The organism is Blautia parvula, from assembly GCF_020215665.1.
In the GTDB taxonomy this organism is placed as follows: Bacteria; Bacillota; Clostridia; order Lachnospirales; family Lachnospiraceae; genus Blautia; species Blautia celeris.
In genome coordinates this window covers 5840579-5858856 of sequence record NZ_CP084061.1, presented here as the reverse complement: position 1 = coordinate 5858856, position 18278 = coordinate 5840579, and the positions used below count along the sequence as shown (strand labels likewise).

Annotated in this window: 19 protein-coding genes and 1 pseudogene; 8 read left to right on the top strand and 12 right to left on the bottom strand. The window is 47.5% G+C overall.

Translation table 11 applies throughout. The annotated features are described in order from the left end of the window. Nucleotides 1-78 precede the first annotated feature (78 nt). From LC508_RS26615 to LC508_RS26595, 5 genes are read right to left on the bottom strand one after another with little or no spacing between them, the layout of a single operon-like run. Complete coding sequence (locus LC508_RS26615) at nucleotides 79-2295, bottom strand: DNA internalization-related competence protein ComEC/Rec2 (RefSeq protein ID WP_103732530.1); 2217 nt, start codon at nucleotides 2293-2295, stop codon at nucleotides 79-81. After that, entirely contained in the window at nucleotides 2288-3238 is a 951-nt protein-coding gene (locus LC508_RS26610; protein WP_225305269.1) for a GerMN domain-containing protein, read from the bottom strand. The genes LC508_RS26615 and LC508_RS26610 overlap by 8 nt, the downstream gene beginning before the upstream one ends. Before the next feature lie 6 nt (nucleotides 3239-3244). Further along, complete coding sequence (locus tag LC508_RS26605) at nucleotides 3245-4678, bottom strand: sensor histidine kinase (protein WP_054352300.1); 1434 nt, start codon at nucleotides 4676-4678, stop codon at nucleotides 3245-3247. 21 nt (nucleotides 4679-4699) lie between these two features. Next, nucleotides 4700-5389, bottom strand: coding sequence for a response regulator transcription factor (locus tag LC508_RS26600; protein ID WP_033140202.1), 690 nt, complete (start codon nucleotides 5387-5389; stop codon nucleotides 4700-4702). 48 nt (nucleotides 5390-5437) lie between these two features. Then, nucleotides 5438-6115, bottom strand: a complete 678-nt coding sequence (locus tag LC508_RS26595; protein WP_054352237.1) for a ComEA family DNA-binding protein — start codon at nucleotides 6113-6115, stop codon at nucleotides 5438-5440. A gap of 196 nt (nucleotides 6116-6311) precedes the next feature. On the opposite strand from LC508_RS26595, the gene LC508_RS26590 reads away from it, so the two are divergent. From LC508_RS26590 to LC508_RS26560, 7 genes and pseudogenes are all read left to right on the top strand, one after another. After that, entirely contained in the window at nucleotides 6312-7277 is a 966-nt protein-coding gene (locus LC508_RS26590; protein WP_033140204.1) for a transglutaminase-like domain-containing protein, read from the top strand. An 11-nt stretch (nucleotides 7278-7288) separates the two neighbouring features. Then, nucleotides 7289-8326 (top strand): type II secretion system F family protein, encoded by a 1038-nt coding sequence (locus LC508_RS26585; RefSeq protein WP_103731759.1) that lies wholly within the window; start codon nucleotides 7289-7291, stop codon nucleotides 8324-8326. 13 nt (nucleotides 8327-8339) lie between these two features. Then, nucleotides 8340-8681, top strand: coding sequence for a hypothetical protein (locus tag LC508_RS26580; RefSeq protein WP_052099169.1), 342 nt, complete (start codon nucleotides 8340-8342; stop codon nucleotides 8679-8681). Beyond that, a complete protein-coding gene (locus LC508_RS26575) occupies nucleotides 8678-9160 on the top strand; it encodes a DUF4860 domain-containing protein (protein ID WP_103731758.1) in 483 nt (160 codons plus the stop codon). The genes LC508_RS26580 and LC508_RS26575 overlap by 4 nt, the downstream gene beginning before the upstream one ends. 21 nt (nucleotides 9161-9181) lie before the next feature. After that, complete coding sequence (locus tag LC508_RS26570) at nucleotides 9182-9625, top strand: hypothetical protein (protein ID WP_103731757.1); 444 nt, start codon at nucleotides 9182-9184, stop codon at nucleotides 9623-9625. A gap of 15 nt (nucleotides 9626-9640) precedes the next feature. After that, entirely contained in the window at nucleotides 9641-10126 is a 486-nt protein-coding gene (locus tag LC508_RS26565) for a hypothetical protein (protein ID WP_054352233.1), read from the top strand. Nucleotides 10127-10182: 56 nt separating this feature from the next. Further along, nucleotides 10183-11237 (top strand): annotated as a pseudogene (locus LC508_RS26560) (type IV pilus twitching motility protein PilT). A 21-nt stretch (nucleotides 11238-11258) separates the two neighbouring features. Here LC508_RS26560 and LC508_RS26555 read toward each other — a convergent pair. Next, the gene (locus tag LC508_RS26555) at nucleotides 11259-11450 is read right to left on the bottom strand and encodes a helix-turn-helix transcriptional regulator (RefSeq protein ID WP_018598522.1); all 192 of its coding nucleotides are present in this window, start codon (nucleotides 11448-11450) and stop codon (nucleotides 11259-11261) included. Nucleotides 11451-11474: 24 nt separating this feature from the next. Next, entirely contained in the window at nucleotides 11475-11795 is a 321-nt protein-coding gene (locus tag LC508_RS26550) for a hypothetical protein (RefSeq protein WP_033140209.1), read from the bottom strand. A 262-nt stretch (nucleotides 11796-12057) separates the two neighbouring features. Here LC508_RS26550 and LC508_RS26545 point away from each other — a divergent pair, with 262 nt between their 5' ends. Next, nucleotides 12058-12882, top strand: coding sequence for a C45 family peptidase (locus LC508_RS26545; RefSeq protein ID WP_054352231.1), 825 nt, complete (start codon nucleotides 12058-12060; stop codon nucleotides 12880-12882). Between the two features lie 339 nt (nucleotides 12883-13221). Here the strand turns inward: LC508_RS26545 and LC508_RS26540 are convergent, their stop codons facing one another. From LC508_RS26540 to LC508_RS26520, 5 genes are all read right to left on the bottom strand, one after another. Continuing rightward, nucleotides 13222-13431, bottom strand: a complete 210-nt coding sequence (locus tag LC508_RS26540; protein WP_103731755.1) for a helix-turn-helix transcriptional regulator — start codon at nucleotides 13429-13431, stop codon at nucleotides 13222-13224. Between the two features lies 1 nt (nucleotide 13432). Beyond that, nucleotides 13433-14074 carry a DUF3796 domain-containing protein gene (locus LC508_RS26535; protein ID WP_033140212.1) on the bottom strand — a complete coding sequence of 214 codons (642 nt, stop codon included), beginning with the start codon at nucleotides 14072-14074 and terminating at the stop codon, nucleotides 13433-13435. 268 nt (nucleotides 14075-14342) lie between these two features. Next, a complete protein-coding gene (gene dnaB, locus LC508_RS26530) occupies nucleotides 14343-15671 on the bottom strand; it encodes a replicative DNA helicase (protein WP_033140213.1) in 1329 nt (442 codons plus the stop codon). A gap of 30 nt (nucleotides 15672-15701) precedes the next feature. Continuing rightward, nucleotides 15702-16148, bottom strand: a complete 447-nt coding sequence (gene rplI / locus LC508_RS26525; RefSeq protein WP_033140214.1) for a 50S ribosomal protein L9 — start codon at nucleotides 16146-16148, stop codon at nucleotides 15702-15704. After that, nucleotides 16145-18190 carry a DHH family phosphoesterase gene (locus LC508_RS26520; protein WP_033140215.1) on the bottom strand — a complete coding sequence of 682 codons (2046 nt, stop codon included), beginning with the start codon at nucleotides 18188-18190 and terminating at the stop codon, nucleotides 16145-16147. The genes rplI and LC508_RS26520 overlap by 4 nt, the downstream gene beginning before the upstream one ends. Between the last annotated feature and the right edge of the window lie 88 nt (nucleotides 18191-18278).

Below are 18278 nucleotides of genomic sequence, written 5' to 3'. Positions count from 1 at the left end.
AGCTGCATCTCCCTCATCAAAGTTAAATTCCCCACAAATTATGACGCACAGCTTGCCGACGGCATTTTCAATCACATTCTAGTTTACCATGGATTTTTTATGCTGAAAAGACACTTCTGTTCTTTTTCCGTCCGTCACAACAAATACTGCGCCCCAATCCTTTGTCTGAAACACCTCCACCTTTTCCTCCTCCAGCCGTTCCATCAGCTCTCTGTGCGGATGCCCGTAGCGGTTGCCCTCCCCGCAGGAGATAATGCCTGCCACAGGCTTCACAGCCTCCAGAAAACGGATGGATGTGGAGTTTTTGGAGCCGTGGTGCGCCACCTTTAAAAGCTGGCACGCTGTCTGTTCCTGTTCCAGAATCCCGGTGACAGCCGTCTCCCCGCTTCCTTCCGTATCACCGGTGAAAAGCGCACCGAACTTCCCGCAGGTCAATCTGAGAACCTGGGAGTTCTCGTTGCTCTCCCCTTTTGTATCTATGTAGGGATAGAGACAGCGCAGTTCCATCTCTCCCTTTCTGATCCTGTCCCCGCTGTACAGATAAAAAATACGGCAGCCTGCTTTTTCTCCCGTCTGCTTCATTTCCGCCAGCTTCTCCTGTTTCTCCCCGCACTCTGATAAAAAAATCTTATCTATCCGCAGAGAGGTCTCCCGGTTTTTGACAGCTTCAAGCAGCTCCGCGATTCCGTTTATATGATCATCATCCATATGCGACAGAAAGATCCCATCCACCTTTCTGATTCCCATACACTTTAAAAACGGCAGAATCCTGTAATTTCCCACACCGGATACACTGCTGCTGCCGCCGTCTATTACATATGTCTTTCCTTCAAACCTGACGACAGAACAGTCTCCCTGCCCCACATCCAGAAATGTGATGCGCAGTTTTTCATCCGGAATATTTACAAACAGCAGGAAACATCCCAGGAGCACGGGAAGATACCGCAGCCTTCTATACTTTTCCCCCCGCTCCTTTCCCCGGCAATACCGAACCCACACAGCCAGTAAAATATAATACACAATGATTTTCCACATATGCGGCCTTCCCGTGATCACCGACGCAAAGGGGATTCCCTGCAGCCACTCACCAATCTTAAGATAAACTTCCAGAAGAAAGGCACCGGGAAGCATCAGCATTCTCCCCAAAAGAGGAACTGCCAGGCCGGACAGACAGCCAAAGAGGCCTGACGCCAGCACGATTCCCACAGTGGGCAGCACCAGCAGGTTAACCAGAATCCCGAAAACAGGCAGTTCATAGAAAAAATACATCTGTATGGGAATGGTGGCAAGCTGCAGGGCAAGACCTGATTTAAGTCCCAGAACCAGCCTGCTTTCTTCTTTCTTTTCCACAAAAGCCGGATAGACCACAGCCAAACCCAGAATTGCTCCAAATGACAGCAAAAATCCACTGTCATACAGATAACCGGGACTTTCCAGAAGAAGCAGGACTGCCGAGAGGGACAGGGCGGAAAGCAGATCGTATGTCCTGCCCACTGCCATTGCCCCAACTGCCAGGGAAAACATGATCACTGCCCGCATGGCAGAAGCGCTGCTGCCTGTGAAGATTCCGTACTGTATCATGAGAAAAACAGAGATTCCTCCCGCCCCGGGAACCGGCAGACGCAGTTTCCGCAGTATCCGGTACAGCCCCCATCCCAGAAAAGAAAGGTGTGTTCCGCTGATGGCAGCAATGTGAAGAACTCCGTCCAGCCTCAGCAGCATCTGGTTCTCCCGGCCGATCTCCTGCTTTTCCCCCAGCATCATAGCGCAGAAAATCCCCCCGGTGCGTCCGGGCGCAAGCTGCAGTATCTTCTCTTTCAGAAAAGCCTTTGCCTCACAGCGCAGCGCGTCGAAAGACCGGGCATCCCCCCCAACAGCCTCAAGACTTCTGCCCTCCAGATACCATTTGACTTTTCTTGCGTAATAGTAGCTTCGTTCATTGAACTGTCCCGGGTTGGATGGCAGGGGAATCTGCTGCAGGTCCCCGGTAAGGCGCACTTTCATACCCGGCATCACTGTACTTTTTGCCAGTTCATTTTTTATATTTACTTTTACCTGTTCCATGGAATATTGGTTGGAATCACTTAGAATTTTTACTTGTCTGAGATATAGAATGGTATAAAAAGAATTGTTTTTTGTCTCATAAACCCTGCCCTCCAGCACTGCTCCGTCCGGACTGCAGCCCTCCGGCAGAACCGGGGGAGCATTCCCGAAAAAGGGAACTCCCGCCAGGCTCAGGCACCAGATAACCGCCATAAAAAGCAGGGCAAAGGCACAAAGCGGCCGTTTACTCATCTGACGCGTCCTCCACTAAACTGTAATCTGCCTTATAAAGCTTATCCAGGCTCATGCTCTCCCGGAAAGTCACCTTTGTCTCTCCCTCCACAGATATCTGCACGCCGTGGATTTTACAGGCGTCCATCAGGGAATTGACAATGGAATACACAGGCAGTTCCTGCTGTACATTCATACTCTGGTTCATAAAGGTCTTGTCCAGATTCACATAACAGACACCTTCCACAATGGACACCCCTAAAATCTTGGTCTCCTTGGAAATTGTGGGCTTGGCATCCGAATCACCGGGCGGCCCCTTTATGAGCAGCTCCACGATTTTTTTCTCCAGCGGGACATTAATGCTGTAATACCCGCCTCCGTTTGTCACTTTCACCAGCTTGTCACCGGCCTCGTTGGCAAAATACAGATTGACATCTGCATAGACATAGGAATTGGGGTTCTCCCCCTCATTTTCCACAAAGGTTTCCTTGTCCATCGTGCCGTAGACATTGCCGTTTGAATCCGTAAGCGGCTCCCCACCCATCAGAAAGGTCACATTGATGACCCCCGGAATCTGGGTAAAGGATTTCACGATTCCCGCGCGGACAAGAATCTCTCTTGTATTTTTCATCTTTGCATAGGCATCGTTAAAATTCAGCACAACACCGCGCCCGTCAAATTCATATTCCAGAATCTTCACATCATCGGGAAGCAGTTTCATATAATCATCACTGTCCACAGGCTCTGTCAGTTTTTTTGCCATCTCGCTGACCATACTGGCAGTCACCCGCTCTTCCGGTACATAATCATCCTCCACCAGCGATTCCTCCGTGGGTGAGAGATAATACATACTGTATTCTGCTTTCTCTGTATTTTCCTGTCCTTCCTGCTCCCCGCAGCCTGCAAGAGCGCACACTGCCAGCAGAAGAATCCCCATAAGTCCTATTTTCTTCAACGCTGCCACCTCCTTTTACGCGATATAGGTCAAAGGAATTCTCACAGAGAAGGTGGTTCCTTTATGCTCTTCACTTTTTACTTTTATGGCGCCTCTGTGCATGACAATGGCATTTCTGGTGATGGCAAGGCCAAGGCCGGTACCGCCGATCTCTCTGGAGTGGGATTTGTCCACCCGGTAAAATCTCTCAAAGATCCTGTCAATACTCTCCTCCGGAATACCAATGCCGGAATCCGCCACTGACACATAAAAATACTTGTGGTCCGCATTCAGCGTGACACGCACCCATCCGTCCTCCGAATTGTATTTTATGCCGTTCTCCACCAGATTGGACAGGGCAAGACTTAATTTCACCTCATCCACCTCCGCCACCACAGGCCGGTAGCTCTCCAGGATCAGTTCCACCTGCTTTGCCTCGGCGATTGGCTTTAGCCGCTTCAGGATGTTCTCCAGAAGCTGATTGATATTGATTTCCGCAATATTCAAGTCGGATGCCTTTTTATCCATCTTTACAAGAGAGAGAAGATCTGTGATGATCTTATTCTCCCTGTCGATCTCCACAGCAATGTCCTGCATAAACTCCTGATACAGCTCGACCGGCACATTCTCCTGACCCACCAGGGAATCTGCCAGAACCTTCATGGATGTCATAGGGGTCTTCAGCTCATGGGACACATTGGATACAAACTCCTGCCTGGATTCATCCAGAACCTTCATTCGGCTCAGCATCTTATTAAAGGCGTTGGTGATAAGCTCCGTCTCTGTGTAATCCGGCACCGATATCTCCTCATCCAGATACCCGTCCGTCAGATCCTCAATGGACTTGGTGACCCTGGAAAACGGCTTCACCAATATACCGGCCAGGAAATATCCCAGCACCACCACAAGCAGACAGATGGCAATGAGAAGAAGATTTCCCCTCTGTTCCAGCATGTCAATACTGTCCGCGATCTCGCTGGTGGAAATGCTGATTAGCATGACACCCTTCACCTTTTTCTTACCCGGAATGGTCAGAGGGCTTGTCAGCTCTATATAGGAGTTCTTCTTATCGTAATGGGGCGTATTTTTCTCCCCCTCAAAGCACCGGATCACCTCTTCAGAGAGCACATATCTTCCCACATCAATGTCAAACGTATCCTTAATGACCCGGAAGTCCTCATTGATGATCAGGATTCTTCCGTTGTAAATGGCAGAGAGCATGGAAAGCTCGTTATTGATCACATCAGATTCCGGATGATTCAGATAATCCTCCTTCATAAGCTGGTTGCCCAGAATATCACACTGATTCTTCACATTGACTGTCCGGATATCCACAGCCCGGTTCTCGTAACTGTTCACAATGAAATTTTCCACGATAATACTGGGGACAATGCCGATGACTATGAGGATCAGCAGAATCCGAAACCGCAGACTCTTAAAAAATGTATGTTTTATTTTTTTTCCAAACAACTTCACTGACTCCCTTTTTCCTTATACCTGAAAATAGTATCCCACACCCCATTTGGTATGTACATACTTTGGCTCGCTGGGAGTCTCCTCGATCTTCTCTCGCAGACGCCGGATATGTACGTCAACGGTACGCACATCTCCCGGATATTCATATCCCCATACCAGATTCAGCAGATTCTCCCTGCTGTAAACCTTGTTGGGGTTCTTAACCAGAAGTTCCAGGACGTCAAACTCTTTTGCTGTCAGGTTGACTTCCTTATCATTTATAAAGACTCTGCGGCTCTCGCAGTCCAGACGCAGATCTCCCACTGTGATGGAGCCGGAACGCTCCGCCTGCTTATCATCCTTCTTGGTCCGGCGCATAATTGCCTTGATGCGGGCCTTTACCTCTAAAATATTAAACGGCTTGGTGATATAGTCATCCGCACCGTATTCAAGCCCCAGAATCTTGTCCATATCCTCACCTTTTGCAGTCAGCATAATGATGGGTACCTGGGAAAATTCACGGATCTGCTGGCAGACCTCCAGTCCCGTCATTTTTGGAAGCATAATATCCAGAAGGATCATATCATAGCTGTTCTCCCTGGCCTTCTCCAGCGCTTCCTCCCCATCGTACGCGCAGTCCACTTCCATATTATCCTGCTCCAGGCTGAAACGGATTCCCTTTACGATCAATTTCTCATCATCAACAACCAAAACTCTTTTACTCATTTAATTATCTCCTCATCCTTAAGTTTACCCGTTATACAGGACTATATCTCAGTAAGAAATATAGTTTTTTATTTTTTCGTATGTCTTGCCTTTGATGCCGGGCACCTGCTTTATATCCTCCGCAGATGAAAACTCCCCGTGTTCTTCCCGGTAGGAAAGGATTGCTTTTGCCTTTACCTCCCCAATGCCGGGAACTGTCTGCAGTTCCTCCTGGGATGCTGTGTTGATATTTACCCGGCCCGGTTCCCCTGCTGCTTCATCCGCTTTTGGCTCCGCACCGTTTCCTGATGCCAAAGCCGTATCCTCCCCGGCACTTCCCGGGTTCTGTCCGGCTTCCCGAAAAACCTCTGTCTCTTCCCTGGTATAGATCTGGATCCGGCTTCCGTCAGGCAGAACAGCCGCCTGATTCCACCAGTCCTCATCCGCATCCTCTGAAAATCCTCCCGCAGCCGCAATCCCTTCATAGAGCCGCGCCCCTTCCTTCAGATAATACACACCCGGCTGGTTTACGGCACCGCACAGGAAGACGCAGATCTGCTGCGGGGCGGCGTCCTCCTCCGGGACATCCGGTTCTTTCCCCGAATCTTCCTTTTTTTCAGGTTCCTGTACACTTTCCTCCTGCTTTGTCTTATCTTCCGACAGCAAAAGGGTTTCCTCCTGTCTCTGGCAGGATGAAACAGACAGCACGGACAGCAGAAGCAGTCCGATCCATAACTTTTTATTCATTACAGCATATCTCCTTTCAGCAATAGGCTAAAAGGTTCCCGGTATGCATAACTATTTCTATTTTATCGAATTTACTGACATATTACAATATCAAATTCTATAAGTTTTCCCTCTTATTGCTTTATGAGGCAAAAAATGATATGATAAAAACAATTATTCAGAACGTAAGAAGCAGCAAACACGAGGAGGGTCCAGTATGACTCACAACCGTATATTCCATCTGCTATGCGGTATTTTAGCTGTTCTGTGTCCCGTACTGATTCTGGCCTCCTGTTCTTCCGCCAGCGCATCGTCCGGCTCCACAAAAAAATCCAGCACTTCCCAAGCAGAGAAAAAAGAAACGGTACGTCCCAATACGCCAAATGTCCATATGCCCGAGGCCTCAGGAACCGCCGTACTGGGAGCAGAGCCCCTGATCGTCGACGTCTCCCACACAGACCAGGGCTATATTATGGCTCAGTATACAGGTGATGCGGATAAGGCCAATATACAGATTGACGGGCCTGACGGCATAAATTACAAGTATTTCATAACCTCCGGTCCCTATGTGACCATGCCCCTTACATCCGGGGACGGCTCATACACCATAAGCACATATGAAAATATAACCGGCGACAAATACGCAACGCTCTACAGTGAAACCATTGATGTAAAGCTGGAGAGCGACTTTATTCCCTATCTGTACCCGAACCAGTATGTGGATTTTACCCCTGAAAGCAAGGCGGTGAAGACAGCGCAGGAACAGGTAAAGACAGCCACCTCAGATCTGGATGCTGTGGCTGACATTTATTACTATGTGACAGAAACCATATCCTATGATGAGGAGAAGGCCAAAACCGTCCCCACCGGATATCTGCCGGATCTGGACGAGACGCTTACTTCCTGCAAAGGCATCTGCTTTGACTATGCCTCCCTGATGGCTGCCATGCTCCGCTCCCAGGATATCCCCGCGAAGCTGGAGATCGGATATTCCGGAAAGGTATACCACGCGTGGATCAGCGTGTATATCAAGGATGTTGGGTGGATCGACAATATCATTGAATTTGACGGCAAAAGCTGGAAACGCATGGATCCCACCTTTGCCTCCAGCAATAAAAACAGCAAAAAGATTTTAAAATACATTGGTGACGGAAGCAATTATACCGTACGGTATACCCGTTAGAAAGGAGCAGCATGAAAGTTTTATCCAACAAGGAACTCTCAACCTTCTGCAGCCAGATGGCTCTCATTCTCCGCTCCGGCATCTCCTCCACGGAGGGGCTTTCCATTATGCTGGAGGATGCCCCCCAGGAGGAAGGGCAGCAGATTCTCAAAACAGTCCTGGAACAGATCGAGCAGACAGGCTGCCTCTGGACCTCTCTGGAGGAAGCCGGTGTTTTCCCCAAATATCTGTGCGATATGGTGGAGATTGGGGAGCAGGCAGGCCGCCTCGATGATGTCATGTCAGCTCTGGCAGCGCATTATGAGCGGGAGGATGCCATATCCAAAAATATCAAAAGCGCTGTCACTTACCCTCTGGTCATGATCGTCATGATGCTGGCTGTGGTGCTGGTACTGATCACAAAGGTCATGCCTATATTTGAACAGGTGTTTGAACAGCTCGGAACAGGTCTCACCGGTATTTCCAGAAGCGTGATGGGTTTCGGACAGGTCCTGAACCGGTATGCCCTGGTGTTTATTGTGATTGCTGTTTTTATCATTGTCCTGTTTTTTTACTTTTCCTGCACAGAGAAAGGGCGGGAATCCCTGAAAAATCTTGCCGGACGTTTTTTCCTGACGAAAGGTCTTTCGGAGAAAATAGCTGCTGCTCGCTTTGCAAGCGGCATGTCCCTGGCCCTGAGCAGCGGTCTGGACACAGACCAGAGTCTTGAGATGGTATCACGTCTGACCGACCATCCTGTCATGCAGGAAAAGATAAAAACCGCCCGGGACCTTATCGCTGAGGGCACAGGCTTCTCCGAAGCACTCTCACAGGCAAATATTTTCTCCGGGCTTTATGCGCACATGATCAATATCGGGTTCCGCACCGGCGCCATGGATGATGTGATGCGGCAGATCGCAGTACAGTACGATGAGGAAGTAAATGAACGGATCACCGGTATTGTATCAAAACTGGAACCAACCCTGGTCGCAGTCCTGTCAGTGGTGGTGGGCATGATCCTTTTGTCTGTCATGCTGCCGCTCATGGGAATCATGTCCAGCATCGGATAAAGGGGGCTGTCATATGAACCGATTTCAAATTGAAAAGCGCCGTCCCCTTCACAGACTGCTTCTGCCCGCGCTTGTGTTCCTGTGCCTTATGTGCTTTCTGTTTTACGGCATGTCCTCTGTGTCCTCTGCCACACAGAAGGAGGAGGAACGGAGCCTGAAGCAGGCTGTCATCAAAAGTGCCGTACACTGTTATGCCGTGGAGGGCAGCTATCCGGCAAGTCTTGCCTATCTGGAGGACCATTACGGCATAACCTATGACCACGACAAATATCTGGTCACCTACGAAGTGGTAGGCTCCAATCTGATGCCGGATGTTGATGTCATACCACTAAAGGGCGGGGAGGTGACGCCATGAATCCCAGACAGCATCAGAACCATTTTATAGATGTCCTGTTCACCCTTGGCCTTCTTTGCGTCTTCACCGCTTCGGCCCTGGCTGTGGTGCTCATAGGCGCCCATGTGTATAAGTCCACGGCGGAAGATATGGATGCCAACTATACGACCCGCACTTCCCTCTCCTACATGGCGGAAAAAATACGCCAGCACGATGTGTCCGGCAGCGTTTCCATGGGAAAAATAGAGGACAGGGATGCCCTGATCCTTTTAGAGACCATAGAGGATAAAGAATACGCCACCTATATTTATGAAGATGAGGGATATATAAAAGAACTTTTTACCCAAAAAGAAAATACACCAAAGAAATCCCAGGGGGAGTCCATACTGGAGGTTACGGATTTTACGATCCAGGAGACATCCCGGGGCTTCTTCCGTTTTACAGCCGCGGACAGCAAAAAACATTCTCTGTCCCTGCTGATCCACGTACAAAGTGAGTAATCTGTCAGAAAGGAGATTCCAGTGAGAGAACGGCAAAATACACGGTCCAGTCTGTTTTTGATCGAACTGATACTTGCAATATTATTCTTTTCCCTGGCCAGCGCTGTGTGTATCCAGGTCTTTGTAAAAGCGCATTTTATGAGCCAGTCGGCAAGAGAACTGACTCTTGGCTCCGGCTATGCCTCCAGTGCCGCTGAGGTACTGGCCCACACGGACGGCTCCTACGAGGCAGTGAAAGAACTTCTTCCTGAGGCACTTAAAAAGGATGGAATCATTTTCTTCTGCTATGACAGAGACGGGGAATCCTGCTCCCAAAAGGAGGCTGTATACTATCTCAATATAGAACAGACCGTTTCCGGCAGCTGCAGGACCGCCCAGATAGATTTTACTGATTCTGAGGGTGGCAGCCTCTACCGGCTCACCACAAAAGTCCCGATAGCCCGCAAAGCAGGGTTGTCTGAATAGAAAGGAGTCCGCCAATTGGAAAAAAGCAGAAAACCCATACTGGGTGTCGGCACATCCTCAATCCTGCTGATCTTTGTCCTGCTCTGCATGATAACCTTTGCCGTACTCTCTCTGGTCAGCGCCCGCTCTGATTACCGTCTGAGCCAGAAAAACGCGGAGCACACCAGGGATTACTACGAAGCGGAAAACAAGGCAAATGACATTCTCCTGACCATTGACCAGTGTCTGGAGGAGCAGTATACGCTCTATGGAAATACAGAGGAATATCTGCAGCACGTAAAATCCGCGCTGGAAAACACAGAGGGAATCCTCTTTTCTTCAGAGCGGGTCATGGAATATCAGGTCCCCGCAGGAGAAAAGCAGGCACTGCATGTGGCCCTTCTTCTCCCCAAAGACTTAAAGACAGGGGACAGTTATTATCAGATCAAAAGCTGGAAGCTTATAAATACTGAGACATGGCAGCCCGAGGAGACGCTGCCCGTCTACGGAAGCGACACATAACGCAGGAAAGAAGCAACCGTTCAGACAAGCTGAACCGATACAGAAAGGAAACCGCAATGGATGCACTTACATTTTTAACAGAAACCACCAATACCGGTGCGTCAGACCTCTTTATCGTTGCAGGTCTGCCGCTCTCCTACAAAAAGAACGGCTCACTGGTCACCATGGATACGGACAAGATCATGCCTGCCCAGTCAGAATCCATGATACGTGAAATTTACCAGCTTGCAGACAACCGGGATATCAACCGTTTTCTGGAGACAGGGGATGATGACTTTTCCTTTGCCGTCAGAGGGCTTTCCCGTTATCGGGTGAGCACTTACAAGCAAAGGGGGTCCATGGCCGCTGTCATCCGTGTCATCACTTTCCAGCTCCCCAATCCATCGGATCTGGGGATTCCTGATTCTATCATTGAACTCGGAAATACAAATAAGGGCCTTGTACTTGTGACAGGTCCGGCGGGAAGCGGGAAATCCACTACGCTGGCCTGTATCATAGACGCCATTAACAGAACGCAGGAAAAGCATATTATCACACTGGAGGACCCTCTGGAGTTTCTGCACAGCCATAAGAAGAGTATTGTGAGCCAGCGTGAGATCAATACGGATACGGAGAGTTATATTATGGCGCTCAGGGCTTCTCTTCGGCAGAGTCCTGATGTGATCCTCCTGGGCGAGATGAGGGATTATGAGACGATGGCAGTAGCTATGACAGCGGCTGAGACGGGACATCTGGTGTTGTCTACTCTGCATACGCTGGGTGCGGCTAATACCATAGACCGCATTATTGATGTCTTTCCGCCGAACCAGCAAAGGCAGATTGCTGTGCAGTTGTCTTCTGTGCTGCGGGCTGTGGTGTCGCAGCAGCTTGTGCCTGATGTAAATGAGGGGCTGACTCCTGCCTTTGAGATCATGAAGACTACGCCGGCTATTAAGAATATGATTCGGGAAAATAAGGTGCATCAGATTGATGGGATTATTTATTCTTCGGCTGGGGGGATATGGTTTCTATGGATGCGAGTCTGCAGAAGCTGGTGAAGGAGGGAAGGATCAGCAGGCATGAGGCATTGGGGCATGCTTCTAATCCGGAGATGTTGGGGAAGAGGATATGATTGTTTTTACAGAGGATATCTTTAATCCAGAAAGAAGATATCCTCTACATTTTTGTTTAGAAGACGAGCTATTTTCATGGCCAGTTCCAGGGTGGGGTTGTATTTGTCGTTTTCTATGGCTATGATGGTCTGGCGGGTGACACCCAGTTGATTGGCCATGTCTTCCTGGCGGAGGCCGGCTTGTTTTCTGAGTTGTTTGATGTTGTTTTTCATTTGGACTCCTGCTTTTCTGCGGAATTATAATAGATAGAAACCAATGGTTATTATAATGGCTATTATGGCAATGGCTGAGATTATGCTCCATAAAAGTTTGTTTGGTTCTCTGTACTCTTCATCACCGGAAATCATTTTTCTTTTCATCTGCATCTCTGAAAATCCCTGAACACATAAAACTGCTGCCAGCACCAGCATGGGAATCGGATTCGATATGCCATCACCGGAAAAATTACGCCAGCATTCAATCAATACCCAGACTGCCAGAACAAAAACCGCAGCTTTAAACCCTAATTCTTCAGAACGCAGCCTGATATTCCTGTCCATCTCATCCATTTTTTTCATGATCTATACCTCCTTTAAATGTCAAAAGTTCTTTACATTTGTATTATAACATATTCCGCCAAAATGTAAAGAGTTCTTTACTTTATATTTTTGATAATATAGGGGACAGGGGTTATACAGACAAAAATGTTGTGGATTGAACCGTCAGGATGTCTGTGGTATCATATGAACAGAAGTGTAAAAAAGTGGTGAAGCCAATGATAAAATATCCAGATGATTCTTTCAATACTCTAAACAGATTATATTAAAAGGAGGCTTCAAAATGTGTACAAGTTTTGCAGTATATCATCAGGAAAAAGCTATTTATGGTATGAATTTCGACACTGATGATATTGACTTAAGATTGAAAGTCAAAAGTTATAATGATAAGAACTTATTTTACTTTTCAGCTTTATTAGATAACAGATACAGGGATATCGCCGGTTTTAATAGTGAGGGGCTTTTTGTCTGTACTCAGGCAGTAGAATATGGTCCGGGTTTTAGAGCAAGTTGTGACGAAAACGATTGGTTTGCTTTTGAGATTTTTGACGAGGCCTTAAGGAAAACAGGAAAATCCTCTGAATTTTTTGAACTTCCTGATAAAAGAGTGATCTCGTATCCCAGGAATCCATTATTTCCGGATTTAGGACTGCATACTATGATTGCCGATAAAACCGGTGGTGCATTTATTCTGGAAGAGGGAAAGGATAGAAATATAATAAGTCCCATTCATAATGATTTTATTATTATGACTAATTTTCCGAATGGAAATTTTGAGGATGTAAATTATGATAAAGTATGTGGTATAGGTGCTGACAGATATATTTGTGCTTATGAATATATTTCCGATCATATGGACAGCTTTGGAATAGATGAAGCCTTTGAAATTTTAAGCAAAACCAGTCAGGATAATACTCTGAGTTCAATCGTATATGAACCGTTAAAAAATGAAATTTATATTAGTTTTAAAAAAGATTTAAGCAAAAGATGGAAAATTTCTGTTGTTGAAAAAACGATCCAATCATTGGATGGATTTTTAAACAATAATAAAATTCAATTTACCAATGATGAAATATTTGTAAATGATCTTCTTGGTTTATATAAGTGAAAACCATTTAGAAAAAATCAATTGATAAGACAGGCTTTTTAGGGTGTTCAGGAAAGCGCAGGAAATTGCCTTTCATGATATTTTTGAATAGCAGCGGATGTTCCATGACCTGGAAAACTTTTTTACATTTCGAGCGTGCTCATGGGGATACGTGCCAGACTGTCTCACCGGGCACACGCCGAAAAGGGAATAGTTCTTCCGATTCATCTCCCGGCCTTCCATTCGGCACCAGGACAGGATGTATCCACTTTCGCTCTTCCTCGCAGAGAGGGAGATTCGGAACCGACAGAAAGCGTAATAAAAATGCAGCCATTCGGAAAGTGATGGCTGCATTTTTGTCTACTCATCAAAAATAAAGATTTCTTCTATGGGAGCCTCCACAACCCTTGAAATATCAATTGCCAGTTTCAGTGAAGGATTATACTGGGCTTTTTCCAGGCGCATAATGGTTTCGCGGCGGACGCCTACAGCATTGGCCAGTTGTTCCTGGGTCATATCTTTTAGCTGGCGGTATTTTTTCAGGTTGCATGTAAATCCATCTACCCCCATATCACTCTGCTTCCTCCGTATCATATTTGTACAGAAGATAGCTGTTTAAAAAAAGTACCAGCGCAATGATCAGGGACGAGGCAACGGTAAAGATAAGAGCCACATAACGTATATCTATATGTCCTCCTGTAATTCCCATAAACCAGGCCACCACCCACAGAAGCCCAAAGCCTGTTCTGTAAGAGACCAGCTGTGCCCTTGCCTGTTCCTCCTTAAATCTTTCATCCATCAAAGTACAGCTCATCTTCGCCTCATAGAAAAATCCAAAAAACCCGAAAAATACAAAAAAGAAAAACGGCCAGACCTGCCCCTGCACCATATAAACCGGAATCCCCATAAATCCCACAAATCCAAAAAATCCAAACCACCCAAACTTAGGATTCAGCTTCCTGGTCACTCCCTTAGCCGCCGTTTCTCCCTTCCTGAAGTTCACTACTACTGCCCGGATCACCAGATAAAACACATAACAGACAAGCCCCGCCGTAGCCGCTATCAAAGGCAAATCCGTCCCCCTGAACACATAAGTCTCCATATCTATCGGTTTCACGATCCTGCTCCCATTAAAGATCACATCAAACCCCACCGCTAAAAACTCCGCCAAAATAACCCCAATCAACCCAATCCCTTTCCAATCCCTCTTCATACTCTCATCCTCCAAAAGTGATATATTTATCTCTTAATAAGACAAATATATCACTCCTCTTCCTCACTGTCAACCCCCTGCCCACTCTTTTCCCTATCCCTTCCACATCTGCGACTCTCTTCCAAACGTCACACTTTCCTCCTCCACTCCCCTGCGGCCGTGTGAACACCAGGGAAATGAGAAGCGTGCCGGGAGGGGCAGAGGCGGATTGGGGGTGCGCTCCCAACAAAAAAGGCCCCACAGCACCCCCGCCGCAGAACCTCTTTTTTTATTTTTTCATATTCACAAACTTCGTATAATTAGGCAGCCAAACCAGATTCACCGTCCCGATCGGACCATTCCTCTGTTTCGCAATAATAATCTCCGCAATATTCTTATTCTCAGAGTCCTTATTATAATAATCATCTCTGTAAATAAACATAACAACATCGGCATCCTGCTCAATTGCCCCTGACTCTCGCAGGTCAGAAAGCATGGGCCTGTGATCCGGCCTCTGTTCCACGGCACGGCTCAACTGGGACAGCGCCACTACCGGCACGCTCAGTTCCCTTGCCAGTGCTTTCAGAGACCTGGAAATATCGGAAATCTCCTGCTGGCGCGATTCGCTTCTGCCGCTTCCTGACATAAGCTGCAGGTAGTCAATAAAGATAACGCCCAGATTCTGCTCCAGCTTATACTTCCTGCACTTTGACCGCAGTTCTGAAATGGAGATACCCGGCGTATCGTCAATGATCATATTGGATGACCCGATGATATTGGCGCCCTCGATCAGCTTTGCCCAGTCCTCATCCTCCAGATTACCTGTACGGATACTCTGGGAATCCACCTTTGACTCCAAAGACAGCAGACGGTTTACCAGCTGCTCCTTTGACATCTCCAGACTGAAGATCGCTGTGGTGACACCACTCTTAAACGCCATATACTGGGCAATATTCAGTACGAATGCCGTTTTACCCATGGACGGCCTTGCAGCTACCAGAATCAGGTCAGACGGCTGGAAACCGGACATCTTGTAATCCAGGTCTATAAAGCCTGTGGGGATACCGGTAACACTTCCTTTTGTCCTGGATGCCTTCTCAATCTTCTCAATGGCATTCAGGACCACATCCTTTATCGGTACAAATTCATCACTGCTTTTTCTCTGTACCAGGTCAAAAATCTTCTTTTCCGTAATCTCAAGAATATCCTGCGTCCGCTCATTGCCAAGATAACAGGTGTTGGCAATCTCCTCTGTGGTCTTGATCAGTTTGCGCAGCATTGCCTTTTCAGACACGATCTCCGCGTAATACTTTACATTGACAGAGGTAGGCACTGCTGCCACCAGCTCTCCCACAAACTCCATGCTGGAGATCTCAGGCGGCACATCCAGCTCTTTCAGCCTGTTCTGCAGTGTCACCAGATCCACAGGCTTGTTCTCATTGTAAAGCCCCACCATGGCTTCAAAGACAATGCCATACTGCTGCTGATAAAAATCATCACCTGTAATAATCTCCGATGCGGTCACGATGGCATCTTTGTTCATGATCATGGAACCGATAACCGACTGCTCCGCCTCAATGCTGTGGGGCAGGATTCTCTTTATGAGTGCTTCTTCCATGACAGCTATGGCTCCTTTCCCCCGGAAGCGTTATGCTTCCTTCACAATGACTTTCAGCTCTGCTGTCACTTTCGGATGCAGACGAATCGGCACCTTTGTGGTCCCCAGTTCTTTGATCGGGGAGGAAAGCTGCATTTTCTTTTTGTCAATATCATATCCCAGCTGGTCTTTTGCTGCTTCAGCCAGCTCTTTTGAGGAGACAGAACCAAATGTACGGCCGTTTTCTCCCACCTTGATGGATACGGTCACTTCTTTTGTCTCCAGCTCTGCCTTGAAAGCCTGGGCTGCATCAAGCAGCTCCTGTGCTACCTTATCCTCGTGAGCTTTCTGGAGCTTTAAATCATTGATGTTTTTGGATGTAGCCTCCAGGCCAAGTTTCTTTGGAAACAGCATGTTTCTGGCATATCCGTCGCTTACATTTACAATGTCACCCTTTTTACCCAGGGATTTTACGTCTTCCATTAAAATTACTTTCATATCTCTATATCTCCTTCCTTGATCATCTGGTCAATGGTCTCTTTCAGTTTGATGACAGCGATTTCCATCGTCTCATCCTTGAGCTGTGCTCCCGCCATATTGATGTGGCCGCCTCCTCCCAGACGTTCCATGATAAGCTGCACATTCACCTCATCAATGGCCCGGGCGCTGAAATAAATGGTGTGATTATAGTCTGTGAGCACAAAGGATGCCCGCACACTGCTGATATTCAGAAGCTCATTGGCTGCCTGAGACGCCACAATGGTAGGGCTGTCCAGACCCTCACTGGGGCAGACTGCAATGGCGAAATAATTCCGATAAGTCTCCACATGACGGATTGCCTCAGCTTTCGCCCGGTAGGACGCCACATCGTCCCGGAACATTTTACGCACGCGGGTTACATCCGCACCACACCGGCGCAGAAAAGCAGCAGCTTCAAATGTTCTCACACCCGTCTTGGCTGTAAAATTGTTAGTGTCAATGATGATGCCGGAGTAAAGGGCATCAGCCTCTATATTGTAAATCCTGATATCATCAGAGAAATACTGCAGGATCTCTGCCACCATCTCACAAGCTGAGGAAGCAAAAGGCTCTATATAAGAGAGCACTGCATTGGAGATCACTTCCGCACCCTGGCGGTGATGATCCAGCACCACAATGGTCTTTGTCTTAGAAAGAAGCTCCTCACACTCCGTGTAGCTTGGCTTATTGGTATCCACCACGACCACAACGGTATTGTTGTCCACAATATCCTTTGCCTCCGCGCTGTCCACAAACATATGCTCATCATAATCCGGATTGTTCATAAAATTCTCAATGATAGGGCGCACAGACATGGTTGGATTATTTACAACAATATGGGCCTTCTTATTCAGGGATTTTGCTGCCCTGTAGATACCGATACCGGCACCGATAGAGTCCACATCGGAAATCTTATGTCCCATGACCACCACTTTATCCTTGGCAACCATAAATTCTTTCAGGGCATGTGCCTTCACACGTGCCTTCACACGGGTATTCTTGCCCATCTGCTGGGATTTCCCGCCAAAATATGTCATGCTCTCTTTGTCCTTGATCACCACCTGGTCACCGCCGCGGCCAAGGGCAAGGTCAATGGCGATTCTGGAGTACTCATAATTCTGGGCATAGCTGGGCGCATTGATACCGATACCGATACTGATGGTCACTGCCATGTCGTTTCCGATGTTGACGGTTTTTACGTCTTCCAGAATATTGAAACGTTTCTTCTTCAGTTCCTCCAGAGAGCGCTGGCGCATCACAAGTATAAACTTGTCTTTTTCCAGCTTCTTCACAAGACAGTCTACCTCGCTGAAATACTTGTTCAGCTTTCTTTCTATCAAAGCAACCAAAAGTGAACGGCGCACTTCCTCCACACTGTTGAGTGCCTCGTCGTAATTGTCCAGATACAAAAGCCCTGTAACCAGCTTCTCGTCCTCTGTCCTGCGGATGTAGCGGTTAATCTCTGTCTCGTCAAAGAGATACAGCGCTGTGAGGAAATTCTCTTCCTCTGCCTCCACCAGACCTGAATCCTCCAAAAGCTTCTGGATGGAAATCCTGCGCATGGACGCACGATAATCCCTCTCACTGAACTGGAATACAACCTCAGAAGCATCCTCCTTCGGCAGCGTGTCCACAGTGATCTCCGGAAACAGGGTGGTTATTGATTTTCTATATTTCCGCGGTTTTTCACACAAGGCGGAAAATGCATCATTCATCCACATCAGCTTTCCCTTGCTGTCCAGCAGCGCGTAAGGAACGATAAATTCCTTCAGCAGGCTTCTCTGCACCTGCCCGTACTGGGTCGCAAAAGAAATCAGCTCATTCATGATGATGGCACGGCTGTGATGGTATAAGAAAATAACTATCAGCAAATAAACAGCCAAAAATCCGCTGGCAATAGCACCAGCACGCCTGTTGATGCGGAACACACAAATATCCATGAGAATCAGAAGGACTGCCAGAATTACCGGCCACTGCATGTACAGCTTCAACTGACCTTTAATCTTAATTTTCCCATTCATATCCTCTTACCTGCCAATTTCTCTACTTTGTCCAGTCTTCATTATGCGTTGCCGGATGAAAATGTACTTTAATATTATACCATCAAAT

Excerpts from the sequence above, each read along its gene's own strand:
- LC508_RS26615 (WP_103732530.1), bottom strand. The coding sequence starts at position 2,295 with ATGAGTAAACGGCCGCTTTGTGCCTTTGCCCTGCTTTTTATGGCGGTT.
- LC508_RS26600 (WP_033140202.1), bottom strand. The coding sequence starts at position 5,389 with ATGAGTAAAAGAGTTTTGGTTGTTGATGATGAGAAATTGATCGTAAAG.
- LC508_RS26595 (WP_054352237.1), bottom strand. The coding sequence starts at position 6,115 with ATGAATAAAAAGTTATGGATCGGACTGCTTCTGCTGTCCGTGCTGTCT.
- LC508_RS26590 (WP_033140204.1), top strand. The coding sequence starts at position 6,312 with ATGACTCACAACCGTATATTCCATCTGCTATGCGGTATTTTAGCTGTT.
- LC508_RS26585 (WP_103731759.1), top strand. The coding sequence starts at position 7,289 with ATGAAAGTTTTATCCAACAAGGAACTCTCAACCTTCTGCAGCCAGATG.
- LC508_RS26580 (WP_052099169.1), top strand. The coding sequence starts at position 8,340 with ATGAACCGATTTCAAATTGAAAAGCGCCGTCCCCTTCACAGACTGCTT.
- LC508_RS26575 (WP_103731758.1), top strand. The coding sequence starts at position 8,678 with ATGAATCCCAGACAGCATCAGAACCATTTTATAGATGTCCTGTTCACC.
- LC508_RS26555 (WP_018598522.1), bottom strand. The coding sequence starts at position 11,450 with ATGAAAAACAACATCAAACAACTCAGAAAACAAGCCGGCCTCCGCCAG.
- LC508_RS26550 (WP_033140209.1), bottom strand. The coding sequence starts at position 11,795 with ATGAAAAAAATGGATGAGATGGACAGGAATATCAGGCTGCGTTCTGAA.
- LC508_RS26545 (WP_054352231.1), top strand. The coding sequence starts at position 12,058 with ATGTGTACAAGTTTTGCAGTATATCATCAGGAAAAAGCTATTTATGGT.
- LC508_RS26540 (WP_103731755.1), bottom strand. The coding sequence starts at position 13,431 with ATGGGGGTAGATGGATTTACATGCAACCTGAAAAAATACCGCCAGCTA.
- LC508_RS26535 (WP_033140212.1), bottom strand. The coding sequence starts at position 14,074 with ATGAAGAGGGATTGGAAAGGGATTGGGTTGATTGGGGTTATTTTGGCG.
- dnaB (WP_033140213.1), bottom strand. The coding sequence starts at position 15,671 with ATGGAAGAAGCACTCATAAAGAGAATCCTGCCCCACAGCATTGAGGCG.
- rplI (WP_033140214.1), bottom strand. The coding sequence starts at position 16,148 with ATGAAAGTAATTTTAATGGAAGACGTAAAATCCCTGGGTAAAAAGGGT.
- LC508_RS26520 (WP_033140215.1), bottom strand. The coding sequence starts at position 18,190 with ATGAATGGGAAAATTAAGATTAAAGGTCAGTTGAAGCTGTACATGCAG.